This is a genomic window from Pseudomonas sp. MWU16-30317, from assembly GCF_020515695.1.
In the GTDB taxonomy this organism is placed as follows: domain Bacteria; phylum Pseudomonadota; class Gammaproteobacteria; order Pseudomonadales; family Pseudomonadaceae; genus Aquipseudomonas.
In genome coordinates this window covers 883,177-908,975 of the sequence record NZ_JAIWJA010000002.1, presented here as the reverse complement: position 1 = coordinate 908,975, position 25,799 = coordinate 883,177, and the positions used below count along the sequence as shown (strand labels likewise).

At 61.7% G+C, this 25,799-nt stretch carries 30 protein-coding genes and 1 tRNA gene; 8 read left to right on the top strand and 23 right to left on the bottom strand.

From position 1 onward, the window contains the following. Positions 1 to 28 precede the first annotated feature (28 nt). Complete coding sequence (locus LIX93_RS09080) at positions 29 to 859, bottom strand: p-hydroxycinnamoyl CoA hydratase/lyase (RefSeq protein ID WP_226503652.1); 831 nt, start codon at positions 857 to 859, stop codon at positions 29 to 31. Between the two features lie 192 nt (positions 860 to 1,051). On the opposite strand from LIX93_RS09080, the gene LIX93_RS09075 reads away from it, so the two are divergent. Then, entirely contained in the window at positions 1,052 to 2,272 is a 1,221-nt protein-coding gene (locus LIX93_RS09075) for an MFS transporter (RefSeq protein ID WP_226503651.1), read from the top strand. A gap of 9 nt (positions 2,273 to 2,281) precedes the next feature. On the opposite strand, the gene LIX93_RS09070 is transcribed toward LIX93_RS09075, so the two are convergent. Continuing rightward, complete coding sequence (locus LIX93_RS09070) at positions 2,282 to 3,628, bottom strand: J domain-containing protein (protein WP_226503650.1); 1,347 nt, start codon at positions 3,626 to 3,628, stop codon at positions 2,282 to 2,284. A gap of 245 nt (positions 3,629 to 3,873) precedes the next feature. On the opposite strand from LIX93_RS09070, the gene LIX93_RS09065 reads away from it, so the two are divergent. Continuing rightward, positions 3,874 to 4,725: a LysR family transcriptional regulator gene (locus LIX93_RS09065; protein WP_226503649.1), complete on the top strand. Its 852-nt coding sequence runs from the start codon at positions 3,874 to 3,876 to the stop codon at positions 4,723 to 4,725. Positions 4,726 to 4,815: 90 nt separating this feature from the next. Here the strand turns inward: LIX93_RS09065 and LIX93_RS09060 are convergent, their stop codons facing one another. Then, the gene (locus LIX93_RS09060) at positions 4,816 to 5,373 is read right to left on the bottom strand and encodes a DUF4865 family protein (protein ID WP_226503648.1); all 558 of its coding nucleotides are present in this window, start codon (positions 5,371 to 5,373) and stop codon (positions 4,816 to 4,818) included. 213 nt (positions 5,374 to 5,586) lie between these two features. On the opposite strand from LIX93_RS09060, the gene LIX93_RS09055 reads away from it, so the two are divergent. Further along, positions 5,587 to 5,835, top strand: a complete 249-nt coding sequence (locus LIX93_RS09055) for a CsbD family protein (RefSeq protein ID WP_226503647.1) — start codon at positions 5,587 to 5,589, stop codon at positions 5,833 to 5,835. An 18-nt stretch (positions 5,836 to 5,853) separates the two neighbouring features. On the opposite strand, the gene phnP is transcribed toward LIX93_RS09055, so the two are convergent. From phnP to LIX93_RS08985, 14 genes are all read right to left on the bottom strand, one after another. Next, entirely contained in the window at positions 5,854 to 6,603 is a 750-nt protein-coding gene (gene phnP / locus LIX93_RS09050) for a phosphonate metabolism protein PhnP (RefSeq protein ID WP_226503646.1), read from the bottom strand. After that, positions 6,594 to 7,160, bottom strand: a complete 567-nt coding sequence (gene phnN, locus LIX93_RS09045; RefSeq protein WP_226503645.1) for a phosphonate metabolism protein/1,5-bisphosphokinase (PRPP-forming) PhnN — start codon at positions 7,158 to 7,160, stop codon at positions 6,594 to 6,596. The genes phnP and phnN overlap by 10 nt, the downstream gene beginning before the upstream one ends. Continuing rightward, a complete protein-coding gene (locus LIX93_RS09040; RefSeq protein ID WP_226503644.1) occupies positions 7,160 to 8,317 on the bottom strand; it encodes an alpha-D-ribose 1-methylphosphonate 5-triphosphate diphosphatase in 1,158 nt (385 codons plus the stop codon). Before LIX93_RS09040 ends, phnN begins: the two co-directional genes overlap by 1 nt. Beyond that, complete coding sequence (phnL, locus tag LIX93_RS09035; protein WP_226503643.1) at positions 8,311 to 9,027, bottom strand: phosphonate C-P lyase system protein PhnL; 717 nt, start codon at positions 9,025 to 9,027, stop codon at positions 8,311 to 8,313. Before phnL ends, LIX93_RS09040 begins: the two co-directional genes overlap by 7 nt. A 22-nt stretch (positions 9,028 to 9,049) precedes the next feature. Next, positions 9,050 to 9,877: a phosphonate C-P lyase system protein PhnK gene (gene phnK, locus LIX93_RS09030; protein WP_226503642.1), complete on the bottom strand. Its 828-nt coding sequence runs from the start codon at positions 9,875 to 9,877 to the stop codon at positions 9,050 to 9,052. Beyond that, positions 9,874 to 10,749 carry an alpha-D-ribose 1-methylphosphonate 5-phosphate C-P-lyase PhnJ gene (locus LIX93_RS09025; RefSeq protein ID WP_226503641.1) on the bottom strand — a complete coding sequence of 292 codons (876 nt, stop codon included), beginning with the start codon at positions 10,747 to 10,749 and terminating at the stop codon, positions 9,874 to 9,876. Before LIX93_RS09025 ends, phnK begins: the two co-directional genes overlap by 4 nt. After that, on the bottom strand, positions 10,746 to 11,819 hold the full coding sequence (locus LIX93_RS09020; protein WP_226503640.1) for a carbon-phosphorus lyase complex subunit PhnI: 1,074 nt from the start codon (positions 11,817 to 11,819) through the stop codon (positions 10,746 to 10,748). Before LIX93_RS09020 ends, LIX93_RS09025 begins: the two co-directional genes overlap by 4 nt. Further along, positions 11,819 to 12,421, bottom strand: a complete 603-nt coding sequence (phnH, locus tag LIX93_RS09015; RefSeq protein WP_226503639.1) for a phosphonate C-P lyase system protein PhnH — start codon at positions 12,419 to 12,421, stop codon at positions 11,819 to 11,821. The genes LIX93_RS09020 and phnH overlap by 1 nt, the downstream gene beginning before the upstream one ends. After that, positions 12,421 to 12,891: a phosphonate C-P lyase system protein PhnG gene (phnG, locus tag LIX93_RS09010; RefSeq protein WP_226503638.1), complete on the bottom strand. Its 471-nt coding sequence runs from the start codon at positions 12,889 to 12,891 to the stop codon at positions 12,421 to 12,423. Before phnG ends, phnH begins: the two co-directional genes overlap by 1 nt. Positions 12,892 to 12,905: 14 nt before the next feature. Continuing rightward, positions 12,906 to 13,607, bottom strand: a complete 702-nt coding sequence (gene phnF / locus LIX93_RS09005) for a phosphonate metabolism transcriptional regulator PhnF (protein ID WP_226503637.1) — start codon at positions 13,605 to 13,607, stop codon at positions 12,906 to 12,908. Positions 13,608 to 13,649: 42 nt separating this feature from the next. Then, positions 13,650 to 14,438, bottom strand: a complete 789-nt coding sequence (gene phnE, locus LIX93_RS09000) for a phosphonate ABC transporter, permease protein PhnE (protein ID WP_226503636.1) — start codon at positions 14,436 to 14,438, stop codon at positions 13,650 to 13,652. Between the two features lie 70 nt (positions 14,439 to 14,508). After that, the gene (phnD, locus tag LIX93_RS08995) at positions 14,509 to 15,513 is read right to left on the bottom strand and encodes a phosphonate ABC transporter substrate-binding protein (protein ID WP_226503635.1); all 1,005 of its coding nucleotides are present in this window, start codon (positions 15,511 to 15,513) and stop codon (positions 14,509 to 14,511) included. Positions 15,514 to 15,552: 39 nt separating this feature from the next. Next, a complete protein-coding gene (gene phnC, locus LIX93_RS08990; protein WP_226503634.1) occupies positions 15,553 to 16,386 on the bottom strand; it encodes a phosphonate ABC transporter ATP-binding protein in 834 nt (277 codons plus the stop codon). A 329-nt stretch (positions 16,387 to 16,715) separates the two neighbouring features. Beyond that, on the bottom strand, positions 16,716 to 17,051 hold the full coding sequence (locus LIX93_RS08985) for a helix-turn-helix domain-containing protein (protein WP_226503633.1): 336 nt from the start codon (positions 17,049 to 17,051) through the stop codon (positions 16,716 to 16,718). A gap of 50 nt (positions 17,052 to 17,101) precedes the next feature. Here LIX93_RS08985 and LIX93_RS08980 point away from each other — a divergent pair, with 50 nt between their 5' ends. Beyond that, the gene (locus LIX93_RS08980) at positions 17,102 to 18,193 is read left to right on the top strand and encodes an NADH:flavin oxidoreductase/NADH oxidase (RefSeq protein WP_226503632.1); all 1,092 of its coding nucleotides are present in this window, start codon (positions 17,102 to 17,104) and stop codon (positions 18,191 to 18,193) included. A 54-nt stretch (positions 18,194 to 18,247) separates the two neighbouring features. On the opposite strand, the gene LIX93_RS08975 is transcribed toward LIX93_RS08980, so the two are convergent. Continuing rightward, a complete protein-coding gene (locus LIX93_RS08975) occupies positions 18,248 to 20,134 on the bottom strand; it encodes a methyl-accepting chemotaxis protein (protein ID WP_226503631.1) in 1,887 nt (628 codons plus the stop codon). A gap of 381 nt (positions 20,135 to 20,515) precedes the next feature. Here LIX93_RS08975 and LIX93_RS08970 point away from each other — a divergent pair, with 381 nt between their 5' ends. Then, positions 20,516 to 20,989 (top strand): DUF4440 domain-containing protein, encoded by a 474-nt coding sequence (locus LIX93_RS08970; RefSeq protein ID WP_226503630.1) that lies wholly within the window; start codon positions 20,516 to 20,518, stop codon positions 20,987 to 20,989. Positions 20,990 to 21,049: 60 nt separating this feature from the next. After that, entirely contained in the window at positions 21,050 to 21,283 is a 234-nt protein-coding gene (locus tag LIX93_RS08965; RefSeq protein WP_226503629.1) for a hypothetical protein, read from the top strand. Between the two features lie 33 nt (positions 21,284 to 21,316). Here LIX93_RS08965 and LIX93_RS08960 read toward each other — a convergent pair whose 3' ends face one another. Together LIX93_RS08960 and LIX93_RS08955 are read right to left on the bottom strand one after the other, a co-directional pair. Next, positions 21,317 to 22,300 carry a 5'-nucleotidase gene (locus LIX93_RS08960; RefSeq protein ID WP_226503628.1) on the bottom strand — a complete coding sequence of 328 codons (984 nt, stop codon included), beginning with the start codon at positions 22,298 to 22,300 and terminating at the stop codon, positions 21,317 to 21,319. A 176-nt stretch (positions 22,301 to 22,476) separates the two neighbouring features. Then, on the bottom strand, positions 22,477 to 22,674 hold the full coding sequence (locus tag LIX93_RS08955; protein ID WP_226503627.1) for a hypothetical protein: 198 nt from the start codon (positions 22,672 to 22,674) through the stop codon (positions 22,477 to 22,479). Between the two features lie 109 nt (positions 22,675 to 22,783). Here LIX93_RS08955 and LIX93_RS08950 point away from each other — a divergent pair, with 109 nt between their 5' ends. Both LIX93_RS08950 and LIX93_RS08945 read left to right on the top strand, forming a co-directional pair. Beyond that, positions 22,784 to 23,653: a DHHA1 domain-containing protein gene (locus tag LIX93_RS08950; protein ID WP_226503626.1), complete on the top strand. Its 870-nt coding sequence runs from the start codon at positions 22,784 to 22,786 to the stop codon at positions 23,651 to 23,653. A gap of 154 nt (positions 23,654 to 23,807) precedes the next feature. After that, entirely contained in the window at positions 23,808 to 24,779 is a 972-nt protein-coding gene (locus LIX93_RS08945; RefSeq protein ID WP_226503625.1) for an LLM class oxidoreductase, read from the top strand. A gap of 182 nt (positions 24,780 to 24,961) precedes the next feature. Here LIX93_RS08945 and LIX93_RS08940 read toward each other — a convergent pair. The 3 genes from LIX93_RS08940 to ihfA all read right to left on the bottom strand — a co-directional run bounded on the left by LIX93_RS08940 (position 24,962) and on the right by ihfA (position 25,797). Continuing rightward, positions 24,962 to 25,038, bottom strand: a tRNA-Pro gene (locus tag LIX93_RS08940). 119 nt (positions 25,039 to 25,157) lie between these two features. Continuing rightward, positions 25,158 to 25,514 (bottom strand): MerR family transcriptional regulator, encoded by a 357-nt coding sequence (locus LIX93_RS08935; RefSeq protein ID WP_226503624.1) that lies wholly within the window; start codon positions 25,512 to 25,514, stop codon positions 25,158 to 25,160. Then, entirely contained in the window at positions 25,495 to 25,797 is a 303-nt protein-coding gene (ihfA, locus tag LIX93_RS08930) for an integration host factor subunit alpha (RefSeq protein WP_002553164.1), read from the bottom strand. The genes LIX93_RS08935 and ihfA overlap by 20 nt, the downstream gene beginning before the upstream one ends. Between the last annotated feature and the right edge of the window lie 2 nt (positions 25,798 to 25,799).

Below are 25,799 nucleotides of genomic sequence, written 5' to 3'. Positions count from 1 at the left end.
TTTTTGTGGGGTATTGCGCTAGGCGCTATCAGCGTTTGTAGGTCTGCAAGCCAGGTTTGATGCTCTTGTCGTCAAGGAACTGCTTCATGCCCTGGGCACGGCCATCCTCGGGGTCGAGCAGGCGCGACTGATCGAGCTTGGCGTAGAGGTAATCTTCACTCTGCTCCCAGGTCAGTTCGCGTGCACGCTTGAAGCCGATCTTCGCGGCGCGCAGCACCACCGGGTTCTTGTCCAGCAGATTGCGCGCCAGGGCGATGGTCACTTCCTTGAGCTGGGCCAGCGGCACGCTCTGGTTGACCAGGCCCATCTCGGCGGCGCGCTGCCCATCGAATGTCTGCCCGGTCATGATGTAGTACAGCGCGGCGCGATGGCCCACGGTGTCGGCCATGGCTTTACTGACCAGGTTGCCGGGCGGGATGCCCCAGTTGATTTCGGACAGACCGAACGTGGCCTCGTCGGCGGCAATCGCCAGGTCGCAGGCCACCAGCGGACTGAAGCCGCCCCCGAAGCACCAGCCGTTGACCATGGCGATGGTCGGTTTGGTGTACATGCGCAGCAGCCGCCACTGCCACTGCGAGGCTTCGCGGCGGATTTTTTCCTGAAGGATTTCCGGCCCGGCATCGGTCTCGCGAAAGTATTCCTTGAGGTCCATGCCCGCCGTCCAGGACTCCCCGGCGCCGGTCAATACCAGCACTCCAGCGTCTGGGTCCTGCTCCAGCACCTCCAGCACCTCGACCATCTCGCGATTGAGGGTCGGGCTCATGGCGTTGCGTTTTTCCGGCCGGTTGAGAATGACCCAGGCGATGCCCTCTTCGATCTCTACCTTCACGGTCTGCCAGCGGTCCTGATACGTGCTCATCGCATTGCTCTCTTGTCGTGGGGCGATTGTTGTGAGGCGATGAGCAGAAATTATCCCTGCGTTTTAGTTATGTCAATTAATAGTTATATTTATTAACTGTATTTTCCGGATCAGTATCGCTTTCCCTTTGGCCCATACCGAACGTCGCGTACCATGCCCGCCTGACCCGATACCTGATGGAACCCTCCCAGGATGCCTTCCGAGCACTCATCTGCCTCCAGCACGCACAGCGACAAGATCGCCCGCGGTACAGCAGCCTTCCGCGCAATAGCGATCTGCATGACCTTGGCGGGGCTGTCGACATTTGCTTTGATGAATTGCGTCCAGCCGCTGATGCCGCTGTTCACCCATGCCTTTTCGATCAGCCCGGCACAAGCGAGCCTGTCGCTGTCGATCAACATCGGCGTGCTGGCGTTGCTGATGCCCTTCGCCAGCGTGGTCTCCGAGCGCCTGGGCCGAAAGCCGGTCATGGTGGCGTCGCTGATTACCTCCGGAGTAATCTGCATCGCCTCGGCCACCGCCGACTCCTGGAACACCTTCCTGTTCTACCGGGCGCTGCAAGGCGCGGCCTTCAGCGGCGTACCCGCCATCGCCATGGCCTATATCGCTGAAGAGATCGCCTCCTCGGATTCGGGCTATGCCGCCGGGGTGTATGTCAGCGGCGCAGCGTTCGGCGGGATGGCCGGCCGGGTACTGGCGGGTTTCGTCGCGGACACCTGGGGCTGGCAGGCCAGCCTGGTCGCCATCGGCGTACTGGGGGTCACTTCGGCGTTGCTGTTCAGCTATCTGCTGCCGCGCTCCCGGCACTTCGTGGTGCAGCATTCGGACTGGAAGCTGCTGCTGGGCAACTACCGGCTGCACCTGCGCAATCGGGCGCTGCAGCGCGCCTACATCACCGGCTTCCTGATGATGGGCAGCCTGGTGATGGTCTACAACTTTCTCGGTTTTCGCCTCACCGAGGCGCCGTTCGACCTCAGCCAGACCGTCACCGGTTCGTTGTTCCTGACCTACCTGGCGGGCATTTATGCGTCCACCTATGCGGGCAAGCTCGCCGACCGCCATGGCCCCAAACGCGTCACCATCGGTTCACTGGCGCTGTGCGCCGGGGGCGCGCTGTTGATGATCCCGCCCTATCTGCCCCTGGTCGTCGTCGGCCTGGTGCTATTCACCGTGGGGTACTTCGCGACTCACGCCGTCGCCAATGGCTCGGTGTCCCGGCAGGCGAGCACGGGCAAATCCCAGGCCTCGACGCTGTACTTCATTTCTTTCTACGTCGGCGGCGCGGTGCTGGGCTGGGCCGGCGGAGTGGCCTGGGCGCATTTCGCCTGGCTGGGTGTGACGGCGCTGTTGATAACGGTCATTGCCTTGACGTTCGTGCTGGGCCTGGGCGGTCAGGCCCAGCATAACGGGTGACTGGCAGGCTCAGAATTCTCCCTCTGCAAGATCATGGATCGCCATGTTGCCATTCCTGGCTCTTTGCAACGTCAGGGTCATGACGCTGTAGCGAATCCCCCGGGCATCCGCCGTTTCGGAGAGTGTCAGCCCATCGGATCGAGAACGGGTACCGGTCTTCAGGTCCTGATATCTCACATCGTAACGGCCCGCCTCGATGCTCTTTATGGTGAATTTGCCGTTGGCCGGAATGAAGATCTGCCGCGCCGGGCGAGCGATATTGCCGGACAGCGACACCAGTTTGACGAATACATCCGAGTCGTTCTGGCCGTTGTCGATGGTGATCTCCGAATGCCCGCCCGCTCGGGTTTGTGGCTCGCCGTTGAGATAACCCGCCACCATCGGCCATGGCTTGCCGTTGGGCGCCGTCCTGGGTCGGACGAAAACCGGCGGCGGTGGCATTTGCCGAGCGACGCTGGCCGAAGGCGCCGTGATCGCTCCCGCCGCCAACGCTTGTGACGAGTACGGCATAGGCCCTTTGGGGAAGGTTCGCTCGTACAGCGGCGCATTGACGATCGCCAGGGTGATTGCCGCCGCTACCAGCCCCATCGCGCCAGCGTGAAAGGCGAAAAAGCGGTTGGCGAGCTTCCATGAGTTTTTCAAGCGAACGGCGTTCGGGCGCTCCTGAGCAACGAAACTCTTGAGACGCCGATCCAGATCGTCACGCTCGATAACCAGCGCCGCCTGGCGTGAGGTCGGTCTGATCTTGCGGCAAAACTTCAGGCCATCTTCAGCGATGGCGAAGGCGATGTCATGCCGACCCAAGGCATGGAAGCAGTAGGCCTGATAAGCCAGCAAACGGGCGTTCTCAAGCGGCGGATGGGTGCCGCCGAACATATTGTCCAACAGCGCCTGGACGGAGTAGACGGGCCCCCACGGCAAACCCCACCAGCCGAGCAACCAGGTAGTGGCCGAAGCTTTCAGCGCCTTCTTCTGGGCGCACTCACTGCAAAACACCCCGCTGATCGGTTTGCGTATCGTCACCAGCAAAAAGCTTCTGACCGATCGATACACCGCCACCCGTGGCTGCGCCGAGACTTTGCCGCACGCGGAGCATTTGATCGGCTCCGGCGGTGGTTGCGCCGGGGCCGTCGGGGCCGCTGCTGGGGTGTCGTACTTTGCTCGAGCCGCTGAATCGGACAGCGCCTCGAAGGCCTCGTTGAGCGCCTGAAATTGCTCGGTGGTGTCCCTGCCAGGATTACGGTCCGGGTGCAGGACCATCGCTCTGCGCCGGTAAGCAGCCTTGATCTGCTCCTCACTGGCCTCGTGGTGCAACTCCAGGACTGCGTAATAGCCCAGAGGGTCGCGCGTGCTCATAAAACTTCCTTGTGACACCGCCAATGGCGGGACTAACTGATTGAGGGGTATCTCCATAGGTATCTGTAGACGGTGCCGATAACTTTAATCACAGAGTTGAAACAATTGATATCCAAGGGCCAGCTCGCTGCTCCGGTTACTCGCGCCACACGCTCGGCCGCGACGGCCATCCGCATCCTTTATTCGATCATTGCGATTTCATCTGCTAAAACCAATCAATCATTCGAATTGAAAATGGCCCGATCATGAAAGCACTGGACGTGGAAGCAGTTGAGGCCTTTGTCATGGTCGCCGATTTCAAGAGTTTCACGCGCGCGGCCGAAGCGCTGGACACCACCCAATCGGCTATCAGCCTGAAGATCAAAAGGCTCGAGGCCGGCCTTGGCCAGCGCCTGCTCGAACGTACACCCAGGCGGGTGCGGCTGTCGGTGCAAGGCGGGGCGTTTCTCGGCGCCGCGCGGCACCTGCTGGCGGCGCATCAGCAGGCGATGGGGTCGTTCGATGCGCCCGCGCAGCGGCTCAAGGTCGGCATCAGCCACCATCTGATCGGTGCCGAGCTCCCCCTTTTGCTCAGGCAATTGAAAGACACGCAGCCGCTGACGGTGTTCGAGATCCATGTCAGCACCTCGCGCGATGCCCTGCAGCAGTTCGACGATCGGCAACTGGACGCCGCCGTGGTCTTGCAGCATGACAACCGCCGCCAGGATGGCGAGGTGATCCTCTGCGAGCGCTTCGGCTGGATGGCCAGCCGCGACTTCAGCTTCGCCCCCGGACAACCGCTGCCACTGGCGACCCAGGCGCCGCCCTGCGGTGTGCGCAGTATGGCGATCGAGGCATTGGATCGCGCGGGTGTGGCGTGGCATGAGGCGTTCGTCGGCGCAGGCAACGCGACGGTTGGCGCGGCCGTGTTGGCCGGGCTCGCGGTGGCCGCCCTGCCCTTGCGGATCGCCCCGGCAGGCACCCTGGACGTGACGCGCGCATTAGGTTTGCCGCCGCTGCCGGCACGGGATGCGATCCTTTATGCCAACAGTTCCGACGTCCCGTTGCGCCAGGCGCTGCGCAGCCTCACCGCGGCGCTCAAAGCCAGCGCGCAATAACTGCCGCCACCAGGGTCAACGCGGCGACGCCCGCCGCGCCAGCCAGCACCACGGCCAGATGCAGCCACACCCAGTCGCGGTAGCGCGCCATCAGCCCAGCGCTGCCAGGCCGGGCGCAGCGAGATGCAGCACGTGGTAAACCTGCTGGGCAGCGCGTGTATCCGGCTCGGCCGCCGACAGGGTGAAGCGCACCCGGCGCCAGCCGTGCAGGTCGAGCACGGTCCATACCGCGACGGTGTCGGGCTGCGCGGCGATGGCGTGATTGCGCTCCAGGTCGCCTGCAGGATCGGCAGGGTCGACCGCCACGTTCTGTTCATCGCGGTACAGCGTCAGCGCCTGTCGAGCCGGGCCACGCAGCGCCTGGACTGGCAACCAGGTCTCGATGGGCGGACGGCCGAACGAACGGATGACACTGTCGAAGCGCTCGCTGGCGATGAATTGCACTGCCGCCGCCGGGTCGGCCCAGAGGTACACAGACCCATAGACATTGCCGGTCGCACCGTGGCGACCGGCCTGCTGCAAGACGAAGGCCTTGAACAGCAAACCTGGGGTGGTATCCCACAACGGGCCCCGCTCGGCAGCGCGTTGGCGGATGATCTGCAGATCGTAGTCGGCAGGCAGGCGATGGCTATATTGCATGGCGAACATGGCGGCGTGCTCCTGGTTGGGTTCAGGGACAGGTTGAGCGTTGGGGAGTGGCCGGAACAGATGTCGGGAGTGATAGCTGTGATGGGGTTTGGAAATGATTGAGCAGTGCGATGGCCACGAATGGAACTAACCCCTCGCCCAACCGCCCTAATCCTGTGACGCAAGCTTTCGTCTTGCACTTCATTCCATGATCAGACCCGATAGGCCCTAACCATGAAAAACGAACAGATCGAAGGCATTGCAGAGAAAGTCGCCGGCAAGGCACAAGGTGCGGTAGGCAAGCTGTTTGGCGATTCGAAGCTTGAGGCCGAGGGTGCGGGTCACGAAGTATCCGGGCAACTGACCAAGACTTACGGTGATGCGCTGGACAGCGTGTCGACCTTCGTCAAGGAAAAACCGGTTGCAGCCTTGGCTATCAGCGCCGCAGTGGCCTTGGTGATCGGCCGTTTCCTGCGTCGCTGATTCAGCCGAAGTGTCGGCCTACAGCACCATCCCATCCCGGGCGATAGTGACGTGGGCTGGCAGCTCCCGAGGCTCGTGCAGCAACCACGCATCCAGCGTGTGCCCGACATGGGTCAACACGGCCTGACGTGGTTGCAACGCTGCAATGATCTGCAACGCCAGATTGAGGTCATTGTGGTTGCGCGGCGCCTGCGGCTGGGGCGGCATCGAGCAATCGAGAACCAGTAAATCCAGCGTGCTCCTGCGCAATAAATCCGTGGTCTCCTCAGGCAGACCGACCGTGTCCGTCAGGTAAGCAATACAGCGCCCACCCCCCTCCAGCAAATAGCCCAGCGTCGGCCTGGAATGCACCAGAGGCAATGCGGTAACGCGCAAATCGCCAAACTGGCGTGTCTCAAACGCCGAAAACGGCTGGCTGAAATCCAGAATCCCCGGATGTTTGTACAAATCCGCCAGGCCCTCGGAATCCACCGGCCCGTGCACGGGGATCACCAGCCCTTGGCCCCAGCGCAGATGCAGCAAGCCCTGGGCATGATCGGCGTGATAGTGGGTCTGCAGAATGCCGCTCAGGCTGCGCGGCGCAAAGCGTTCAGTGAGATCGGTCAGGCCGCTGTCGATCAGCCAGCGTTGATCCCCACACTCCACCCATGCACAGCATGGCAACCGCCGCCAACGCCCATCATCGCGCGCCGCCCGACAAGCCTGGCACTGGCAGCCGTACACCGGTACCTGCCGGGCATCGCCGGTGCCGAGCAACGTCAGGCGCATATGCCCTCGCGATCGATATGGTGAAGCAAACGCGCGACGGTCCCGGTCAACACCCCGGAATTATCCAGCATCACCACCCCCGGATCTGCGCCGAGCAACTGCGAGGTGAACTGCGCATTACGCGCTAGCCGCGCATCGATCTCGTCCACTGATTCACGGCCTCGCGCCAGCAAGCGTTGACGCAATACCGACTGCTCCACGCTGAGCAGCACCACCCGCAGGTCGGGATAGCGCCCGCGCGCCAGCGACAGATGCCCACGCGAGCCATTGACCAGCACGTCCTGGCCACTGGCCAACCAGTCATCCATGGCGATGGGGATACCGTAATGCAGGCCGTTGGCGAACCAGCTGAGGGCGAACGCGCCTTGCGCCTGCATCTGCAAAAACCGCTCGACGTCGACCGCTTGCGCGGCCTCGCCGGCCGCTTCAGCCGAACGGGTGATGACCCGCCGCGCGATCCGACAGCCGCGCTCGGCCAGTGCCTCCCGCGCCGCATCGAGCAGGCTGTCCTTGCCCGAACCGGACGGCCCGATGAGATAGATCAACCTGCCTGCCATCAGAACACCCTCTTCGCTTGCCGCCAGACCTGTTGCACCACTGGCAGCGTGCCGTGGGCCCGAGCATGGATCAGATCGGCGCGCTGACCGACGCGGATTTCGCCGCGATCATTGAGCCCCGCGGCCTTGGCCGGAGCGCTGCTGACCGTCGCCACCGCCCGCGCCAAACCTGCGCCCTGGCCATCGTCTTCGAGTTGCGCCGACAGGGTGAACGCCGCCTGCAACAGGCTCGCCGGATAATAGTCGCTCGACAGAATATCCAGCAGCCCTTCCCGGGCCAGACTGGCCGCCGCGATGTTGCCTGAATGCGAGCCGCCGCGCACGATATTCGGCGCGCCCATCAACACGCTCATGCCCAAACGTCGACAGCCCTGTGCGGCCTCCAGCGTGGTCGGGAACTCGGCGATGGACATGCCATACCCGGCCGATTCCTCGACATGCTCGAGCGTCGCATCATCATGACTGGCCACCGACAGCCCACGCGCCAGGCAGATGTCGACAATGGCTCGACGATAACGGTCGCTGTAGGTCTTGGAGTTGGCCACTTGCTCGACGATAAAGTCGTCCATCTGCTCGCCGCTCATGTGGTACTTGCCCATGTAGTACTCGCGGTATTTGGACTCCAACGCGAATTGACGTTGACCCGGCGAATGGTCCATCACCGACACCAACTGCACCAATGGCTGTTCCACCAGATCGCGAAACACGCTGAGGGTGTCCGGATGGCAGACTTCACAGCGCAGATGCAGACGATGCTCGGCGCGGGTCATGTCCGCCGCATTGGCCGCAGCAATGGCCTCGACCATGCTCGGCAGTTGCTGCATGCGCTTGCCCTTCGGGTTGACGTCGCCGATGGACAGCGCGTCGAACACCGTGGTGATGCCGGCCGCGATGATCTGCGCGTCGTGGCTCATCACCGCCGACGCCGAAGGCCAGTCCACGCCGGGGCGCGGGCTCAAGTGTTTTTCCAGGTTGTCGGTGTGCAATTCCACCAGGCCGGGCAGCAGATAATCGTTGTTGAGGTCCTGCGCACCGGGCAGGCGACTGCGGCGGGTGTCGACTTCACTGATCAGGCCATCACGCAGCACCACCGTGCCGTTGAACACCCGATCAGCGGTAACGATGCGCGCATTGGTGAGAATCTGTTCGTTCAGCATTCGAGCAACTCCTTGGCAGTCAACTGTGCCGGGGTCATGTCCAGATGCCGGTCGCCTACCGTTTCGCGGGCCTGGCGGTCGTGGAAAATACCGATCACCGCAGCGCCAGCGGCCTTGGCTTCATTGATCAGCGCCAGCACCACCTGGCGGTTGCCATCGTCCAGCGAGGCGGTGGGTTCATCGAGCAACATCAGCGGCCATGGCACCATGAAGCCCCGGGCGATATTGACGCGTTGTTGCTCGCCACCCGAAAAGGTCCCCGGCGCCAATTGCCACAGGCGCTGCGGGATATTCAGGCGTGCCAGCAGGTGCTCGGCACGGGCCACGGCATCGGCACGCTGTACGCCGCGAGCCAGCGCCGGTTCCATGACCACATCCAGGGTCGAGACCCGTGGGATCACTCGCAAGAACTGACTGACATAGCCCAGTGTCTGCTGCCGCACCGCCAGCACCTGCCGGGGCTCGGCGCCCACCAGTTCGAGCCATTGGCCTTGGTGCTGGATGCGAATGCTGCCGCCTGCAGGCAGATAGTTGCCGTACAGCGTGCGCAGCAGCGTGCTTTTGCCGGCGCCGGACTGCCCCTGCAACACCAGGCATTCGCCCTCGCGCACCGAGAAGTTCAGGCCGCGCAACACCCTGAGCACCACGCCGTTCTGCGGGTGCAAGGTGAAGGTTTTCGAGAGGTCACGGACCTCGATCAGCGTGTTCATGAAAGGCACTCCAATGAGCGGATCAGGGTTGCAGGACCGAGGACACCAGCAGCTGCGAATAAGGGTGTTGCGGGTCGTCGAGGATCTGATCGGTCAGCCCGGTCTCGACGACGCGCGAGCGACGCATCACCATCAGCCGATCCGCCAGCAGCCGCGCCACGGCCAGGTCGTGAGTGACGATCACCACAGCCAGGTCCAGCTCGCGCACCAGGCCGCGCATCAGGTCGAGCAGGCGCGCCTGCACCGACACATCCAGGCCACCCGTCGGCTCGTCCATGAACACCAGACGCGGCCCGGACACCAGGTTGCGCGCCACCTGCAAACGCTGTTGCATGCCGCCGGAAAAGCTCCGTGGCAGATCATCGATCCGCGCGGGGTCGATCTCGACCTGGTTCAGCCAATCCAGCCCCGCAGCACGCAGCGCCTGATAGTTGCGCACGCCTTGGGCCATCAGCCGCTCGCCGATGTTGGCGCCCGCCGAGACCGCCATGCGCAAGCCGTCACGGGGGTTCTGCTCGACAAAACCCCATTCGGTGCGCAGCAAGGTGCGCCGCTCGGCCTCACTGGCGCTGTACAGATCCAGCCATTGGCCATCGCTGCGCCGGTAATCGATGACGCCGGCATCCGGCGGGCAGCGGCCACTGAGCAACGACAGCAAGGTCGACTTGCCGGAGCCCGACTCGCCGACGATGCCCAGCACCTCGCCCGGATACAGCTCGAACGTGACATCCTGACAGCCCTGTTGCGGGCCATACAACTTGCCCAGACCGCGCACCTTGAGCAGGGGTTGCGCCCGATCGGTGGCGCGGTCGGTGGCTGTCACCTGATGTATTGCACGGGCCGCGATCATTGGCTATCACTCCCCTGGCTGACGCGCTGGGCGCAGTAATCGGTATCCGAGCAGACGAAACGCTGAGTGCCCTGATCGTCGAGAATCAGCTCGTCGAGGAACGATTCGTGGCTGCCACAAATGGCGCAGTCGTGTTGCCATTTCTGCACTTCGAAGGGATGGTCTTCAAAGTCCAGGCTGGCGACTTTGGTGTACGGCGGCACGGCATACAGGCGCTTCTCGCGGCCGGCGCCGAACAGCATCAACGCCGGGCTCATGTGCAGTTTGGGGTTGTCGAATTTGGGGATGGGCGACGGGTCCATCACATAGCGATCGTTCACCGTCACCGGGTAGGCATAGGCGGTGGCAATGTGGCCGAAAGTGGCGATGTCCTCATAGAGTTTGACGTGCATCACTCCGTAGTCGTTGAGCGCGTGCATGGTCCGGGTTTCGGTTTCCAGCGGTTCGATAAAGCGCAGCGGCTCGGGGTTGGGCACTTGATAGACCATGATCTGGTCGGCGCTCAAGGGCATTTCCGGGATGCGGTGACGGGTCTGGATGATCGTCGCTTGCGCCGTACGCTCGGTGGTCGCCACCCCTGCGGTGCGGGCAAAGAAGCGGCGAATCGACACGGCGTTGGTGGTGTCGTCGGCACCTTGATCGGTGACCTTGAGCACGTCATCGGCCCCCAATATCGCCGCCGTCAGTTGCATGCCGCCGGTGCCCCAGCCATAGGGCAAGGGCATTTCTCGGCCACCGAAGGGCACTTGATAACCGGGGATCGCCACGGCCTTGAGCAAGCCGCGCCGGATCATGCGTTTGGTCTGTTCGTCCAGGTAGGCGAAGTTGTACGCCTCGTCGCGCCCCGGGCGAGGTTGGGTGGCAGCATTCATTGGCCATGCTCCTTGAAGGGCTTGCGCAGTTTGCGGATCAGTTCGAGCTCGGACTGGAAATCGACGTAGTGCGGCAGCTTGAGGTGCGAGACAAACCCCGCGGCCTCGACGTTGTCGCAATGGGCCAGCACGAATTCTTCCTGCTGCGCAGGCGACTGGATTTCTTCGGCGTACTCCTCGGCACGCAGCGAACGGTCGACCAGCGCCATGCCCATGGCCTTGCGCTCGGCATGCCCGAACGCCAGGCCATAACCGCGAGTGAACTGCGCCGGCTCGCTGCCAGAGCCGACGAACTGGTTGACCATCTCGCACTCGGTGATTTCGATGGCGCCGATGGCCACCGCAAAGCCAAGCTCTTCAGGCTCGATCCACACCTCGACTTCGCCGATGCGAATCTCACCGGCAAACGGGTGATTGCGGCCATAGCCGCGCTGGGTCGAATAGCCCAGCGCCAGCAGGAATCCTTCATCGCCCCGAGCTAGCGCCTGCAGGCGTTGCGCGCGGCTGGCCGGGTATTCCAGCGGCTGGCGGGTGATGTCGGCAATGGCTGCACCGTTGTCGACCTCTTCCTTGATCAAGCCTTCGCGGGCGAGCAAGCCCAACACCCGAGGACAGGGGGCCTGGGTGGCATCTTCCTGCAACTGCGGGCCAGGGTATTCACCCTCGGCCAGCAGGCTGAAGTCGAGCAGACGGTGGGTGTAATCGAACGTCGGGCCAAGCAGTTGACCGCCCGGCACGTCCTTGAAGGTGGCCGACAGACGCCGGGTCAGCAGCATGTCTGCGGTGTCTATGGGCAGGCTGGCGGTAAAGCGCGGCAAGGTCGTGCGGTAGGCGCGCAGCAAGAAGATCGCTTCGACCAGATCGCCCGCGGCCTGCTTGATGGCCAGCGCTGCCAACTGCTCGTCGTACAGCGAGCCCTCGGTCATGACCCGGGCCACGGCCAGTGGCAGTTGCTGACGGATTTGCTCGACGTCGAGTTCGGCGACCGAGGTGTCACCCCGACGCTTCTTCGCCAGCACCTTATGGGCATTGTCGATGGCCTGTTCGCCACCCTTGACGGCAACGTACATCAGGCACCTCCCGCAAACGCGACCTGGGTGCTGCGCGGCAGGCCCAGTAATCGATTGCCAGCGATAAAGAACATGTCGATGCCGCGGGGGAAGTCGTTACGCGCTTCACGTTCCTGCCAGAACGCTTCAGTCAGAGGCAGCGCCACCGGGTTTTCGTTCTGGATACCCGGGCCGCGCCAGGCCAGCTGGCGTCCGCCCTCAAGGCTCGACAGTTGGACCAGCAGCGTGCAGGACTGATCGGGGTAACGGTCGTTGCCTAGGTCGAAGCCGCTCAGATCATGCAGTTGGCTGTCGTCGAGCAGTGCGAAGCGCGCGTTTTGCCGGTCGCTGACGATGGGGCAGCCGCAATGGAAAGTCAGGTTGGCGCGGATCGCCTGGGTGTCGAAACTCGGCGCGAGCCACAACGGCGTGTCGATGTCCAACAGCGCAAGGCACAAGCCGTGGCTGGCAGCCGCCAGGCCTTGCAGGTGGGGCGGCAACTGCGCGGCTGGCAGCTGTTGCGCCACGCCGGGGCCCGCCAGGGCCTTGAGGGCGGCGCGAAAACTGCGCTGAGCGTCGAGCACGGGGTCGGCGAATGCGGGCTGTAAAAGAGTGGCAGTCATCAGTTTTCTCCTCTGACCAGGGTGAAAAACTCCACTTTGGTCGCTGCGGTTTCGGCTTCTTGCCGGGCTCGGCGCGCAGCGTGAGCACGCGCCAGGGGTTCGATCAGCTCGCTTATCCAGCGCGCCTGTTGCGGGCCTTGCAGGTGGGCATCGGCCAGTGCGGCCAGTTCGGCGCGGGGCTTGTCGCGTCCGGCCAGATAGCTGTAGCCGGTCCGGCCATCGGCCAGGCGCACCACGCATCGGGTGACGCTCATTTCGCCGACATTGAACGGCGCACCGCTGCCGCCCATACGCCCGCGAACCAGGGTCATGCCGATCTCCGGCGCGCGGATCAGTTGGTATTCGGCATCGCGCAAGGCCGGCTCATGCGCGGTGAAATCGGCGGCTCGAGCGCGGGACAGCACGCCGATCCAGTACTGGCGCAGGTGTTGCTCGGCGGTGGTGGACGGGACAGCGGATGAGACGGGCATCAGAGGCATCTCCATCATGTGACGATCTGGTACTGGAAGCGGTCGCAGCGGCTGGTGGACTGCGCAAGCTCCACGGGATGGCCGTCGGTGTCGCGGGAAAGAGTCAGAACGGTGAGGGCCGGAAGATGACGCGGCATCAGCAATACGCTGGCCTCTTCGCGGCTGGGCAAACGAGCGCCGATCAGGCTGAAGGTGCGGGTCAAGGCCAGCGCCCGCGCTGCCAGAAACTGACGCACCGATCCGCCCTGATAGTCGGCCAGCAGTTCAGTGCGGGAGGCGCAGTAGCGGTGGCGAATCAGGCTGACCGGCTGGCCGTCAAGGCGGCGCAGGGTTTGCAGTTCGATCAGGGGCGCCTGTTCCGGGAGACCGAGCTGCTCGGCCTCTTCGCGCGTCGCCACGCATTGGCGCCGCTGCAACAGGATCGCTTCGACGCCATGGCCCTGGGCCGACAGCGACTGACTGTAGGCGCTGTCGGCGGACACCGGATACACCAGCGGCCGGCCCAACACCTGAGTGCCTTTGCCTTGACGACGCAACAGGCTGCCCTCACGCACCAGCTCGTCGACCGCGCGGCGCACGGTGTGGCGATTGACCGCAAAACGCGCCGCCAACTGGATTTCCGCAGGCAGGTAGTCGCCCGCGCTGAAACGGCTCAACTCGCTGCGTAACGTATCCGCAAGCGCTTGGTACATCGGTTCTTGTCTAGACAAGTTCATGGCTAAAAAAAGGGTTCACACCCTCTCCCGTCGGTAAAAACGCTAGATGAACTGCTTGCGCAGGCGTTGCGAAACGATGTCGATGACGCTCACCACGAAGATGATCACCAGCAACACGGCGCAGGTCTGAACGAACTCGAAGGCGCGGATGTTTTCCCACAGAATCACCCCGATACCGCCCGCGCCGACCATCCCCACCACCGTGGCCGAGCGCACGTTGGACTCGAAGCGATACAGCGCGTAGGAAATCCACAACGGCAGTACTTGCGGGATCACCCCGTAGATCACTTCCTGCAACGCACTGGCACCGGTAGCGCGCACACCCTCGACCGGGCCCGGATCGATCGCTTCCACCGCTTCGGCGAACAGCTTGGCAAGCACCCCGGTGGTGCTGATCCACAGCGCCAGCACACCGGCGAAAGGCCCAAGCCCCACGGCAACCACGAACAGCATCGCGAAGACCATTTCGTTGATCGAACGAAACGCATCCATGACCCGGCGCAGCGGTTGGTGAATCCACCACGGGGTGATGTTGTCGGCGCACAGCACGCCCAGCGGTACCGAACAGACGATGGCCAGCAAGGTGCCCCACAGCGCAATGTGCACGGTGACGATCATTTCCTTGAGGTACGAGCGCCACTCGTGGAAGTCCGGCGGAAAGAAGTCGGCGGCGAAGGTCGCCATGTTTCCCGAGTCGCGGTATAGCGCTATCGGGTTCATTTCAGCGCCGTGCCAGGCCCAGGCCATCATGGCGACGAACAGGCCCCAGCCCAGGTAGCGGCCCCAGCCGCGGGTGCCGGCCGCTTCAGCGTATGCAGCATGCGTAGTCATGAACGATCCCGTTTGCTGGTTGTGGATGAAAGCCCCTCGAGCGCGGCGCCGCAGCACCGCGCGGTCGGGTTCAGCCGGCTTTGGCGTTGCCTTGTTTCTCCAGATCCGAGATGCGGTCCTGAAGCTTGGTCAGGCCGTCGTCGATGGCTTTGAGGCGAGCGGTTTTTTCGTTGGCATCGAGGGTGGTGCTGGCGCTGACTTCGGACTTCTGCTTGAACAGTTCCAACTGGCGGATGGTCAGCAACTGGTCATCGGAGGACTTGAGAAACTTGCCCATCTGCATGTTCTTCAACACGGCCTTTTCTTCGTCGGTATCACCGTAGGTGGCGAAGAATTCGCGGATCTTGTTCTTGTCGTCGTCCGGCATCGATTTGCGCCATACCATCGGGTCGGCCGGAATGATCGGCGACTTCCAGATCACTTTAAGCTGCGCGGCCTTGTCAGGCTGGGTCACGGCCAGGCGGTCCCAGCTTTCAGTGTTGAAGGTGGCAACGTCGAGTTGGCCCTTGGCGACGCTCAAGGCGTTGACTTCGTGGCTGGAGTTGAGGGTGCGCTTGAACGCGGTGGCGGCGTCGACGTTGTTCTTGGCGAACACGTAGTAGCCGGGCACCAGGTAACCGGACGTCGAGTTCGGATCACCGTTGCCGAACGTCAGCTCCTTGGCATGCTTGAGCATGTCGTCGACCGAGTTGATCGGGCTGTCCTTGCGCGCGATGATCAGGCTCCAGTAGCCCGGCGCGCCATTGGCGGCGGCGGTCTGGGCGAAGATTTCACCGCCCGAGCGGTCGACGGCCTCCATGGCCGCCTTGTTGCCCAGCCACGCCACATCGACCTTGTTGAAGCGCATGCCCTGAATCAGGCCGGCATAGTCGGAGGCGAAGGTGGCGTTGACCTTGAGACCGGTCTTTTTCGACATGTCGTCAATGAACGGCTGCCAGATGCTTTTCAGGTTTTGCGAAGACTCGGTGGACATGATGCCGAAGTTGATGACCTTGTCGTCGGCTTGCGCGGTACCCAGCAAACAGCTGGCGAGCAAGGCGGCAGAGGCGAACGCGCGACCGATACGGTTGAACATCGAGTGCTCCTGAATCCAAAGATGAGAGAGGGGCTGCAATCAGGCCTGGGCCAGTACCAGCCGCGGCGGTTTGCCAGCGTTGCGGGCTTGATCGGCGACCAGCAGGCTGGTCTCGACGTCGGCGCCGTACAGCTCATTGAGAAACTCACTGCTGAGCGCATCGCCCTTGCCGTCGTAATGAATGCGCCCGCCTTTGAGGGCCACGGCACGCGGGCAATAGCGCACCGCGTAGTCGACTTGATGGAGGGTGACGACCACGGTCTTGCCGTCGCGGCGATTGATATCGGCGAGGATCTCCATGACGTTGCGCGCCGACTCCGGATCCAGCGAAGCGATGGGCTCGTCTGCCAGAATGACCTCGGCGCGTTGAGTCAGCACTCGGGCGATCGCCACCCGTTGTTGCTGGCCACCGGATAGGGTCGAGGCCCGTTGCTGGGCCAGATCGGCCAGGCCGACGCGGGCCAGCGACTCCATGGCGCGCTGTTTTTCCTCGGCATTGAACAGCCCGAGGGTGCCCCGCCAGCGCGGCATGCGGCCCAGGCAGCCGAGCAGCACGTTGTCCAGTACGCTGAGGCGGTTGACCAGGTTGAACTGCTGGAAGATGTAGCCGATGTCGGCGCGCAGGCGGCGTACCTGGCTGTTCAAGCGTCCGGATGTCTGTACGTCTCGGCCCAGCACTTGCACCGTGCCGCCATTGCGGCGGTCACAACAGGCGAGGCCCGCCAGGTGGCGTAGCAAGGTGGATTTCCCTGAACCCGAGGCGCCGATCAGCGCGACCATTTCTCCGGGTTGTATAGACAATGCAAGGTCGACCAGGGCGGTCTTGCGTGCAAAGGTCTTGTTCAAGCGGTCGACATGAATGGCTGCGTTCATGGGCTTCTCTGTCTTGTGGTCTGGAGGCTTGCCACGGCCAATCGCCGAGCGGTGCAACCGGTCCATGGCGGGCTGCAGTGCGAGTGACCTTAGAGAGAGCGTGTGGCAGTCCGATGACCCGCAGATGAACGCGAGATAACAGTTTCTTGACGGATAAAGCCGGCATATTGCAGGTATCTAGCCGACATCTACGATGAATGTGGCGACTAGGAAGGCGCGCGGACTAGACAAGTGCGCGCGGGCCCGAAGGCACAGCGATGGAATTGGCATAAAGGTTTTCGGACGCGCGGCGCACGTTTGTGTATCGAACATGCCGGTCGATGCGCGGATCAGGACTGCGCCAGGATGCAGTCCAGCAATCCGGGAAACCGAGCATTCAACTCCTCGGACCGCAGCGAGTTCATGTGCGTGGTGCCGACATTGCGCGTCTGCACCAGGCCGGCATCGCGCAATACCCGAAAGTGATGGGACACGCTGGATTTGGGCCGTCCACCATCCAGCTCGCCGCACGACGCCTCAGGCACTGCGGCCAGACAGCGGACGATTCCCATGCGCACGGGATCACTCAGGGCGTACAGCAGACGCTCGAGGACGAAATCGGATGGCGGGGGATGTTTGAGGGCTCGCATAGTCGGATGATAGCGAGGGGTTTCAATTAAAGCCATATTTCGAATACTATCGAACAAGCGAATCAAAACCTGCCTGGAGTTTTCCTATGTCCGCATTGTTCGAGCCCTTCACCCTGAAGGACATCACCCTACGCAATCGCATCGCGATTCCGCCGATGTGCCAATACATGGCCGACGACGGCGTGATCAACGATTGGCACCATGTGCATCTCGCCGGTCTGGCCCGTGGCGGCGCAGGCCTGGTAGTGGTCGAAGCGACTGCTGTGTCCCCGGAAGGCCGGATCACCCCAGGCTGCGCCGGCATCTGGAATGACCAACAGGCCCAGGCTTTTGTCCCCGTGGTCAAGGCGATCAAGGCCGCAGGCTCCGTGCCGGGCATTCAGATCGCCCACGCCGGCCGTAAAGCCAGCGCCAACCGCCCTTGGGAAGGCGACGATCACATCGCTGAGAGCGATCCCCGTGGCTGGCAGACCATCGCCCCCTCGGCGATCGCGTTCGGTGCCAACCTGCCGAAAGTCCCACAGCAAATGACCCTGCAAGACATCGCTCGCGTGCGCCAGGACTTCGTCGATGCCGCCCGCCGTGCCCGCGATGCCGGCTTTGAATGGATCGAACTGCACTTCGCCCACGGCTATCTGGGCCAGAGCTTCTTTTCCGAGCACTCCAACCAGCGTACCGATGAGTACGGTGGCAGCTTTGAAAACCGCAGCCGCTTCCTGCTTGAAACCCTCGCCGCCGTTCGTGAAGTGTGGCCGGAGAACCTGCCCCTGACCGCGCGTTTTGGCGTACTCGAGTACGACGGCCGCGATGAGCAGACCTTGACCGAGTCCATTGAACTGGCTCGCCGCTTCAAGGCCGGTGGCCTGGACTTGTTGAGCGTCAGCGTGGGCTTCACCATTCCCGAGACCAACATCCCCTGGGGACCCGCGTTCATGGGGCCGATTGCCGAGCGCGTGCGTCGCGAGGCGGCTCTGCCGGTGACTTCGGCGTGGGGCTTCGGTACGCCGCAGCTGGCCCACGAAGCCATCGAGGCTGGGCATCTGGACCTGGTGTCGGTTGGCCGGGCGCATCTGGCGGATCCACACTGGCCGTATTTCGCCGCCAAGGAGCTGGGGGTGGACAAGGCTTCCTGGACGTTGCCGGCGCCGTATGCGCATTGGCTCGAGCGTTATCGCTAAGGCTTGAATGAAAGATGCCGCGTTGATCGCGGCATCTTTGGTTGCATGTCGCCGTCAGATCTTGAAACTGCCCACCAACTGTTTCAACCGCGTGGCCTGCTGTTCTAGATCCGCGCAGGCGCGCAGCGTCGATTGCAGGTTTTCCATCCCCTCCTGATTCAGCATGTTGATCTCGCTGATATCCATATTGATCGCGTCCACCACTGCCGTCTGTTCCTCGGTCGCGGTGGCGACCGATTGGTTCATGCCATCGATTTCGCCAATGCGCAGGGTCACGCTGCTCAGCCGCTCGCCCGCCTGGTTGGCGATACCGACGCTGTCCTGACTGTGTCGCTGGCTTTCGCCCATGGTGCTCACCGACGCCCGGGCGCCGACTTGCAGCTCTTCGATCATGCCCTGCACCTGCTGCGCCGATTCCTGGGTGCGGTGTGCAAGGTTGCGCACCTCGTCGGCGACCACGGCGAAACCACGACCGGCCTCACCTGCCCGCGCGGCCTCGATCGCGGCGTTCAGGGCCAGCAGGTTGGTCTGCTGAGAAATACTGGTGATCACCTCGAGAATCTGGCCGATGTTCACGGTTTTACTGTTGAGCATCTCGATATGGCCGCTGGAGGTGCTGATCAGATCGGACAAGCGCGTCATCGCCTGGATACTCTGATCGACTACTTGCTGGCCTTCTTGCGCCAACTCGCGCGCGGAACTCGCCTGTTGCGAAGCGAGCGCGGCGTTATGGGCGATTTCCTGGGCGGCCGCACCCAGCTCGTTGATCGCGGCCGCGACGCTGTTGGTGCGGTTGGCCTGCTCATCGGAGTTGACCATCGACGAGTTGGAAGCGCTGACAACGCGCAACGCCACCTCGTTGACGTGCTCGGTGGCCGACGCGACTTCGCGAATCGAGCCATGCACGCGCTCTACGAAGCGGTTGAACGCGGTGCCGAGCACGCCGAACTCGTCCTGGCTGTGGATCGTCAGCCGGCGCGTCAGATCGCCCTCACCGTCGGCGATGTTTTCCATGGCCCGGGTCATGGTGTTCAAGGGCTGGATGAGTACGCGAATCAGCATCCCCAGTAGCGCGATGATGAAAATCACCGCCACGACGGTCGCGATGATCGCCGAGGTGCGGAACTCGCTGAGCATCGAATAGGCTTTGTCCTTGTCCACCGAAATGCCCACGTACCAGTCCACGGATGGCAGGCCCTTGATCTGGGCGAAGGTCACCAGACGAGTCTTGCCGTCCACTTCGACCTCGCTCAGATCAGTGCCGATGCGTGGCGTGTTTTTAGGGTAAAGATCGGTGAGGGTCTTCATCACCAGTTTGCCGTCCGGGTGCACCAGCACCTTGCCGTCGGCGCTGACCAGAAACGCATAGCCCATGCCGCCGAAGTCCAGCGAGTTGATGATCTGCACCACGCGTTCCAACGACAAGTCGCCACCCACCACGCCCAGGGCCTGGCTGCCCTTGTTGGCGGCCGAAACCACGGTAATGATCAGCTTGCCCGAGGCCGCGTCCACGTAGGGTTCGGTCAGCGCTGGCCCGGTGCCCTTGGCCGCCTGATACCAGGGGCGTGTGCGCGCGTCATACCCGGCCGGCATCGCCTCGTCGGGCCGCATGGTAAAGGTGCCCTCGGTGGTGCCCAGATAGGTGTACAGAAAGCTCGAGGTCAGGGCCTTTTGTTCCAGTAACTGGACCACGTTGCCAGGCTCGGGGTTGAGGCCGATGTTCTGCGCGAGGTTCTGGACCAGCAAGATGCGCCCATCGAACCAGTTGCTGATGTTGTTGGCCGTGGTGCCGCCCATTTCATGCAGATAGTTTTCCAGGTCCTTGCGGATGGCGTTGCGCTGCAGGTAGTCGTTGTAGCTGGTGAACAGGGCGAAGGCTACGGCGACGATCAGGGCAGCGGCAATGAGGATCTTGTGGCTGAAACGCAAGGTTCTTTTCATGGAAAACCGTCCGAAGGCTTGAGGCTTGTGCGAAATGGTGGCGGCAAGAAGGTGGTACTGACTTTATCGCTGGGAGCGCGATGGTTTTTCTGATTATTGGGGTCGTCTGGAGGTGGTATCGGCGGGCTGGGGGTAAACCTGAGGCGGGATGGAGGAGTGGTGCTGCTTTTGGATTGAGCCTGGGGAGCGCGTCCCGGTAGTGCGGGCTGCTATCCGGGACCGCTAGCAATGGGGACCATTCACTTCAACTGTATAAAACAATCTACATCCAATCGAGCAAAGGTCACTGCTAGATTGACCTCACCTCACAACATAGCAACCTGCTATGCAAAGCAGTTCAGCAGGCAAATATCGACTCACATAATAAATGGAGTTTGACAGATGAAAATCCCGACCTGTGTTTCTGCCGCATTGTTTACTGCCCTCGCCGCATCGTCCTCGGCTTATGCTGCAGATGCTGACCAAACGGAACTGATGAACGCTGCGGTGAGCCTTGGCCACAGTTATGATTCCAACTATGCAGCCAAAAACCCGGACGCCATGGCTTCTCTCTATGCGAGTGATGGCGTGCTTGTGTCGCCATCCGGCCCGCTGGTTCGGGGGCAAAAGGCCTTGCATGACTATTATGTCGACCGCTTCAAGTCTGGCGCGCAGGGTCACCAGATCACTATCAAAGAGGTCCACGTCACGGGCGCAGGCGGTTATTCCATCGCCGATTTTTCGGTGAATGTTCCGGGCAAAAATGGCACGCTGCACAAAGAAAGTGGCAGCCTTGTTGCGATCTATCAGCATGACGACAACGGCTGGCATTTGAGCTTGGTCGAGCCTAGCGTTGCGGCGGGTAAACATAGCTGAGCCATCAAAGCGGATGGCGAGAGTGGTAGAATCGCGCCTCACCTTTGAGGAACAGATGCCATGCGCGGCCTTGGTTTGATTCTTACCGTCGTCGGCGTGATCGCCATGATCGCGGCGTTCATGATGGACACCACCCTAGCGACGGCCGATGGTGCCCGCATCAGCAACGTCTCGCTTATGGCGGATCGGCAGCTCTATACGTTGATCGCCGGGATCGTGCTGGTCGCCGGGGTACTGATGGTGTTGTTCACGGGCAAAAGCCTGTCTGGCAAAGGCGACGAGGATCAGAAGTGAGCGCGCCGTTGCCAATGCAGGCATCTTGACCCGTTAGAGGGCGTCCTCGATGCGCTCGGGCGCTTCAGCAACAGACGGCCCGAGTGCAGCCTGATTGGTGATCCCGAACGGTACATGCACCGATGGCGCAACCGCACTGGCGGACTTGAGATGCCCTGATTGGTCATCGAAGAAAATGTGCGGTTTAAGAACACCCAGTACCCTGCCCTTCTCGATCCCCCCCAGAAAGAACGCATCGTTGGCCATCACGCCCCAGCTCTTGAGCGTGTTCATGGCACGCTCATGGGAGGGCGCGTTGCGTGCGGTGACGATAGAGACGCGGATCCGGTTCTTGTAGCCGGGATTATTCTTTTTATGCGCCTCTTCCACAGACTGAATTTTGGCAATCCGCACCATGAACTCTTTCAGCGGCCCTGGGTGATGGGGCTGCATGACGTTCTTGACTTCATGAGCATGGAATTCAGTGAGGCCAGCGGTCTGCATGACCGCCTCCGATTCGTCCCCTGCCAATACACCGTCGAAGTCGAAGGCAATCCGCAACGTCTGGTCGTCTTCGTCATCATCGAACTTGGAGTCGAGCATTTGCCCGGCGGGATGCCCGGCCTTGATCGCAGCCTCGACATCGGCCTTGTCGCCCGACAAGAACAACGCAATGTTGAGCGCCGGGATGTATTCATAAGGTGATTGGCCCTGCATGAAAATAGCCCGAGTCATGGGCAGGCCATAATGCTCGATGGTCTTCATGACTCGCAGCCCGGTATCGGGGTCATTCTTGGACAGCAGCACGACTTCCACCAGCGGATCGGCCGGGTCAGGCGAGAGGTCATTGAGGGACAGCAAACGCTTGATGAAGGGGTATGCGATGCCCTTGGGCAGAGGGTTGTCGAGGTTCGTCTCCTGGAACTTTCGGTACTTCTCCTCGCCTTCACTTTTGAAAATCGCGTCGGATTCCAGCAGGTTGAATACGGCACTCGAGGCCACGCCGATTACCAGGCGGCCATCTAACTCGTAAGGCATTCGGCGGTCCCCGAAGATATTCAGATGGGGTCACCTTATCACGCTTGATTGCAGCGTCTGCCAGTGGTCACGCCTGTCGACCGAGACTGGAGCTGACCAGAGGCGTCGTATGGCGGACCTTCAAGCCTGACTGGCGCTTCGGACAACTTGATGGATGGCACGAAACTCAACAGCCATCAGTGCCAACTGCTCAACAGAATCTTCAGGGACTGGTACCAGCCAGCGAAGCGCTTATTGCCCTGCTTGCCGTAGAAGATGGCGGGCCACATCATCGCGAGGCCGAACATGAACAACGCGGCGGCCGAGGCTTCGAAGTGAATTACCAGCATAAATAGAGCAATGGCCCAGAGGGTAATACCCAGCAACACGAACATCGCAGTTCGATCCCCTATAAGCTGCGTCAGCTGAAGGTATTGCATCGCCGGTATAACCGTCTACCCCTTACACTCGAGCCCGCCGGCCACCTGCCGGACAAGGAACCTCATGCCACAAGATCAACCGCACTACCTTTGCATTTATCATGGCAACTGCGCCGACGGCTTCGGCGCCGCCTGGGTCGTGCGCGAAGCCCTAGGTGCCGACATCGACTTCCACGCGGCCAAGCACGGCGCGCCTGCGCCAGACGCCACCGGCAAGCGCGTGATCATCGTCGACTTTTCGTTCAACCTCGAAATACTGACCGCCATGGCAGATGTTGCCGAGTCAGTGCTGGTGCTCGACCACCACAAGACAGCACAGGCCGCCCTGCAAGACGTACCGAGCGCGGGGCCATCGCACGAATCGTACCAGCAACACCGCGACGGCCGCCTGCACGCGCTGTTCGACATGAACCGATCCGGCGCTGGCCTGGCCTGGGACTTCTTCTTCCCCGGTCAGCCGCGCCCTGCCCTGATCAATCATATCGAGGATCGGGACCTTTGGCGGTTTGAGCTGGCAGGCACCCGCGAAATACTCGCGAACCTGTTCAGCTACCCACAGGATTTCGAGATTTGGGATGGGCTATTTGCCGACGAGGTCAGCAGCCTGCTCTCGGACGGTGTGGCCATCGAGCGCCAGCGCCAGAAAACGGTAACCGACCTGATACGGAGCACTCAGCGGCGGATGGTGATCGGCGGGCATGACGTGCCCGTCGCCAATATCCCCGGCATGTTCGCCAGCGATGCAGGGAACATCATGACCGCCGGCGAGGCCTTTGCCGCGTGCTACTCGGATGGGCCCGAGGGGCGATCGTTTTCATTGCGAAGTACCGACCAAGGCGTCGACGTCTCTGAAGTCGCCAGCCAATACGGCGGCGGCGGTCACCGCAACGCCTCGGGGTTTCGCGTGCCATTTGGGCATGAATTGACTCGATAACGGCGCTGGAGGACTTCAATAAATGAAGGTGGCGATATGTCCGCGGCCGGCTATTGGGGAAGTTTTTTCACCATTCTCGATCCAAAAGGTCGGAAATTGGCGTTCGGCTCATCATTAGAATAGTGCGACCTGTTTGCAAAATGGAGTACGACTGATGGTTCAGAACAATCAATCCCATGACCTGGCGAACCATACAACGTTTAGCCGCACCTTCCAGCCCGGCGAGTTGACCATTGGATTTATCTCTCCCGCCTGTGGATATCCAGACAGCCCCTTCCCGAACCTGGCGGACCAGGCGGAGATAGTGCAGCGCCTTGACCAGAGCGATGCGGCGGCACTGTGGCTGCGCGACGTGCCGTTTTACGATCCATCTTTCGGGGACACTGGCCAAGTTCTCGACCCATTGGTGTATGCCGGTTGGTTAGCCGCACTGACCGGCAGGATTGCGGTCGGCACTGCCGGCATCGTCAGCCCATTACGCGAGCCGATTATCACAGCCAAACAGCTCGCCACGGCGGATCAACTATTAGGTGGCCGCTTCCTCGCGGGCATGGCCTCGGGTGACCGCGCAACGGAGTACCCCGCGTTCGGCGTCGACTTCTCGAGCCGCGTACAGCGCTACCAAGAGGCAGTAGCGCTCATCAAAACCCTGACTTCAGAGTCGTTCCCACGCCTCAAGACTGAACATTTTGGCGAGCTAAGGGGGGATATCGATCTTGTACCAAAGCCAGCTGCTCCGCGTATCCCTGTCATTGCCATAGGCCGTGCTGGCCAAAGCCTGGAGTGGCTGGCGGAGAATGTCGATGCTTGGATTTGGCACGGGGATCCGCTGCGCATGCCAGAGGCCGTCCCGCATTGGCGAGAAGTGACATCTTCGCGAGGATTTGTTCCGTTTGGCTATGGCGCCATGTTCGATCTGGACACCAATGCTGACGCGCCTCTACAAACGGGACGATTGCTGCGCGGCGGTCGGCATGCACTGAAGGACTTCTTCGCCCGTCAACGGGAGGCCGGGATCAATCACGTTGCACTGAACCTCAAACCCACACGCCGACCGGCCCTGGAGGTGATCGACGAACTCCAGCAGCATATACTTCCAGCATTCACAATCGCGCCGGCGCGATAGGTTTTTGCCAGGGAAGCCGAAGCCAGGCGGATGCCAGGTTGGCCAACTGGTATGTTTAAGTGAGGTTGGATTTGATACTGCGTAGACCTTGACGAACCACAGGGTGCTTAGACTACTCGCTCAAAAACCGCAGGCATGAAAAAGCCCAACCGGTGAAGGTTGGGCTAAGTCATTGAATTAAATGGTCGGGACGGAGTGATTCGAACACTCGACCCCTTGCACCCCATGCAAGTGCGCTACCGGGCTGCGCTACGCCCCGACCGAGCGTAACTCTTACAATCAAGCCCTGAAACCTTAGCTCCAAAGCCGCTCCCAAACCACTGAAAGCGCGAAAAATATACCTTAACCATTTGAAATATGGAAGGATTTTTTCCGGATTTATTTCTTCAGCACCGACAGCACATCCTCAAGTTCCGAGATGGTCTGGCGGATCAGTTGCTTGTATTGATTGCTGTCGTCCTTGGCTTCATCACCCGACAAGCGCAAACGAGCACCGCCGATGGTGAAACCCTGTTCGTACAACAAACCACGGATCTGACGGATCATCAACACATCCTGGCGCTGATAATACCGGCGGTTGCCGCGGCGCTTTACCGGGTTGAGCTGAGGGAATTCCTGCTCCCAGTACCGCAGTACGTGGGGCTTGACCGCACACAAGTCGCTAACTTCACCAATGGTGAAGTAGCGCTTGCCAGGGATCGGCGGGAGTTCGTCGTTATGACTTGGTTCCAGCATATGCCTCAACTCGGGCCTTCAACTTCTGCCCTGGACGAAAGGTGACCACACGGCGAGCCGTGATCGGGATTTCTTCTCCCGTTTTTGGATTGCGGCCAGGCCGCTGGCGTTTGTCGCGCAAGTCAAAATTGCCGAAACCGGACAATTTGACTTGCTCGTTATCTTCGAGAGCGTGCCTGATTTCCTCAAAAAACAGTTCGACCAATTCCTTGGCCTCCCGTTTATTCAGGCCCAGCTCCTCATAAAGACGTTCCGCCATTTCAGCTTTCGTCAGAGCCCCCATGC

Bases quoted from the DNA above. Each gene is read 5' to 3' on its own strand.
- LIX93_RS09080 (WP_226503652.1), bottom strand. From the start codon at position 859: ATGAGCACGTATCAGGACCGCTGGCAGACCGTGAAGGTAGAGATCGAA.
- LIX93_RS09075 (WP_226503651.1), top strand. From the start codon at position 1,052: ATGCCTTCCGAGCACTCATCTGCCTCCAGCACGCACAGCGACAAGATC.
- LIX93_RS09070 (WP_226503650.1), bottom strand. From the start codon at position 3,628: ATGAGCACGCGCGACCCTCTGGGCTATTACGCAGTCCTGGAGTTGCAC.
- LIX93_RS09065 (WP_226503649.1), top strand. From the start codon at position 3,874: ATGAAAGCACTGGACGTGGAAGCAGTTGAGGCCTTTGTCATGGTCGCC.
- LIX93_RS09060 (WP_226503648.1), bottom strand. From the start codon at position 5,373: ATGTTCGCCATGCAATATAGCCATCGCCTGCCTGCCGACTACGATCTG.
- LIX93_RS09055 (WP_226503647.1), top strand. From the start codon at position 5,587: ATGAAAAACGAACAGATCGAAGGCATTGCAGAGAAAGTCGCCGGCAAG.
- phnP (WP_226503646.1), bottom strand. From the start codon at position 6,603: ATGCGCCTGACGTTGCTCGGCACCGGCGATGCCCGGCAGGTACCGGTG.
- phnN (WP_226503645.1), bottom strand. From the start codon at position 7,160: ATGGCAGGCAGGTTGATCTATCTCATCGGGCCGTCCGGTTCGGGCAAG.
- LIX93_RS09040 (WP_226503644.1), bottom strand. From the start codon at position 8,317: ATGCTGAACGAACAGATTCTCACCAATGCGCGCATCGTTACCGCTGAT.
- phnL (WP_226503643.1), bottom strand. From the start codon at position 9,027: ATGAACACGCTGATCGAGGTCCGTGACCTCTCGAAAACCTTCACCTTG.
- phnK (WP_226503642.1), bottom strand. From the start codon at position 9,877: ATGATCGCGGCCCGTGCAATACATCAGGTGACAGCCACCGACCGCGCC.
- LIX93_RS09025 (WP_226503641.1), bottom strand. From the start codon at position 10,749: ATGAATGCTGCCACCCAACCTCGCCCGGGGCGCGACGAGGCGTACAAC.
- LIX93_RS09020 (WP_226503640.1), bottom strand. From the start codon at position 11,819: ATGTACGTTGCCGTCAAGGGTGGCGAACAGGCCATCGACAATGCCCAT.
- phnH (WP_226503639.1), bottom strand. From the start codon at position 12,421: ATGACTGCCACTCTTTTACAGCCCGCATTCGCCGACCCCGTGCTCGAC.
- phnG (WP_226503638.1), bottom strand. From the start codon at position 12,891: ATGCCCGTCTCATCCGCTGTCCCGTCCACCACCGCCGAGCAACACCTG.
- phnF (WP_226503637.1), bottom strand. From the start codon at position 13,607: ATGAACTTGTCTAGACAAGAACCGATGTACCAAGCGCTTGCGGATACG.
- phnE (WP_226503636.1), bottom strand. From the start codon at position 14,438: ATGACTACGCATGCTGCATACGCTGAAGCGGCCGGCACCCGCGGCTGG.
- phnD (WP_226503635.1), bottom strand. From the start codon at position 15,513: ATGTTCAACCGTATCGGTCGCGCGTTCGCCTCTGCCGCCTTGCTCGCC.
- phnC (WP_226503634.1), bottom strand. From the start codon at position 16,386: ATGAACGCAGCCATTCATGTCGACCGCTTGAACAAGACCTTTGCACGC.
- LIX93_RS08985 (WP_226503633.1), bottom strand. From the start codon at position 17,051: ATGGCTTTAATTGAAACCCCTCGCTATCATCCGACTATGCGAGCCCTC.
- LIX93_RS08980 (WP_226503632.1), top strand. From the start codon at position 17,102: ATGTCCGCATTGTTCGAGCCCTTCACCCTGAAGGACATCACCCTACGC.
- LIX93_RS08975 (WP_226503631.1), bottom strand. From the start codon at position 20,134: ATGAAAAGAACCTTGCGTTTCAGCCACAAGATCCTCATTGCCGCTGCC.
- LIX93_RS08970 (WP_226503630.1), top strand. From the start codon at position 20,516: ATGAAAATCCCGACCTGTGTTTCTGCCGCATTGTTTACTGCCCTCGCC.
- LIX93_RS08965 (WP_226503629.1), top strand. From the start codon at position 21,050: ATGCGCGGCCTTGGTTTGATTCTTACCGTCGTCGGCGTGATCGCCATG.
- LIX93_RS08960 (WP_226503628.1), bottom strand. From the start codon at position 22,300: ATGCCTTACGAGTTAGATGGCCGCCTGGTAATCGGCGTGGCCTCGAGT.
- LIX93_RS08955 (WP_226503627.1), bottom strand. From the start codon at position 22,674: ATGTTCGTGTTGCTGGGTATTACCCTCTGGGCCATTGCTCTATTTATG.
- LIX93_RS08950 (WP_226503626.1), top strand. From the start codon at position 22,784: ATGCCACAAGATCAACCGCACTACCTTTGCATTTATCATGGCAACTGC.
- LIX93_RS08945 (WP_226503625.1), top strand. From the start codon at position 23,808: ATGGTTCAGAACAATCAATCCCATGACCTGGCGAACCATACAACGTTT.
- LIX93_RS08935 (WP_226503624.1), bottom strand. From the start codon at position 25,514: ATGCTGGAACCAAGTCATAACGACGAACTCCCGCCGATCCCTGGCAAG.
- ihfA (WP_002553164.1), bottom strand. From the start codon at position 25,797: ATGGGGGCTCTGACGAAAGCTGAAATGGCGGAACGTCTTTATGAGGAG.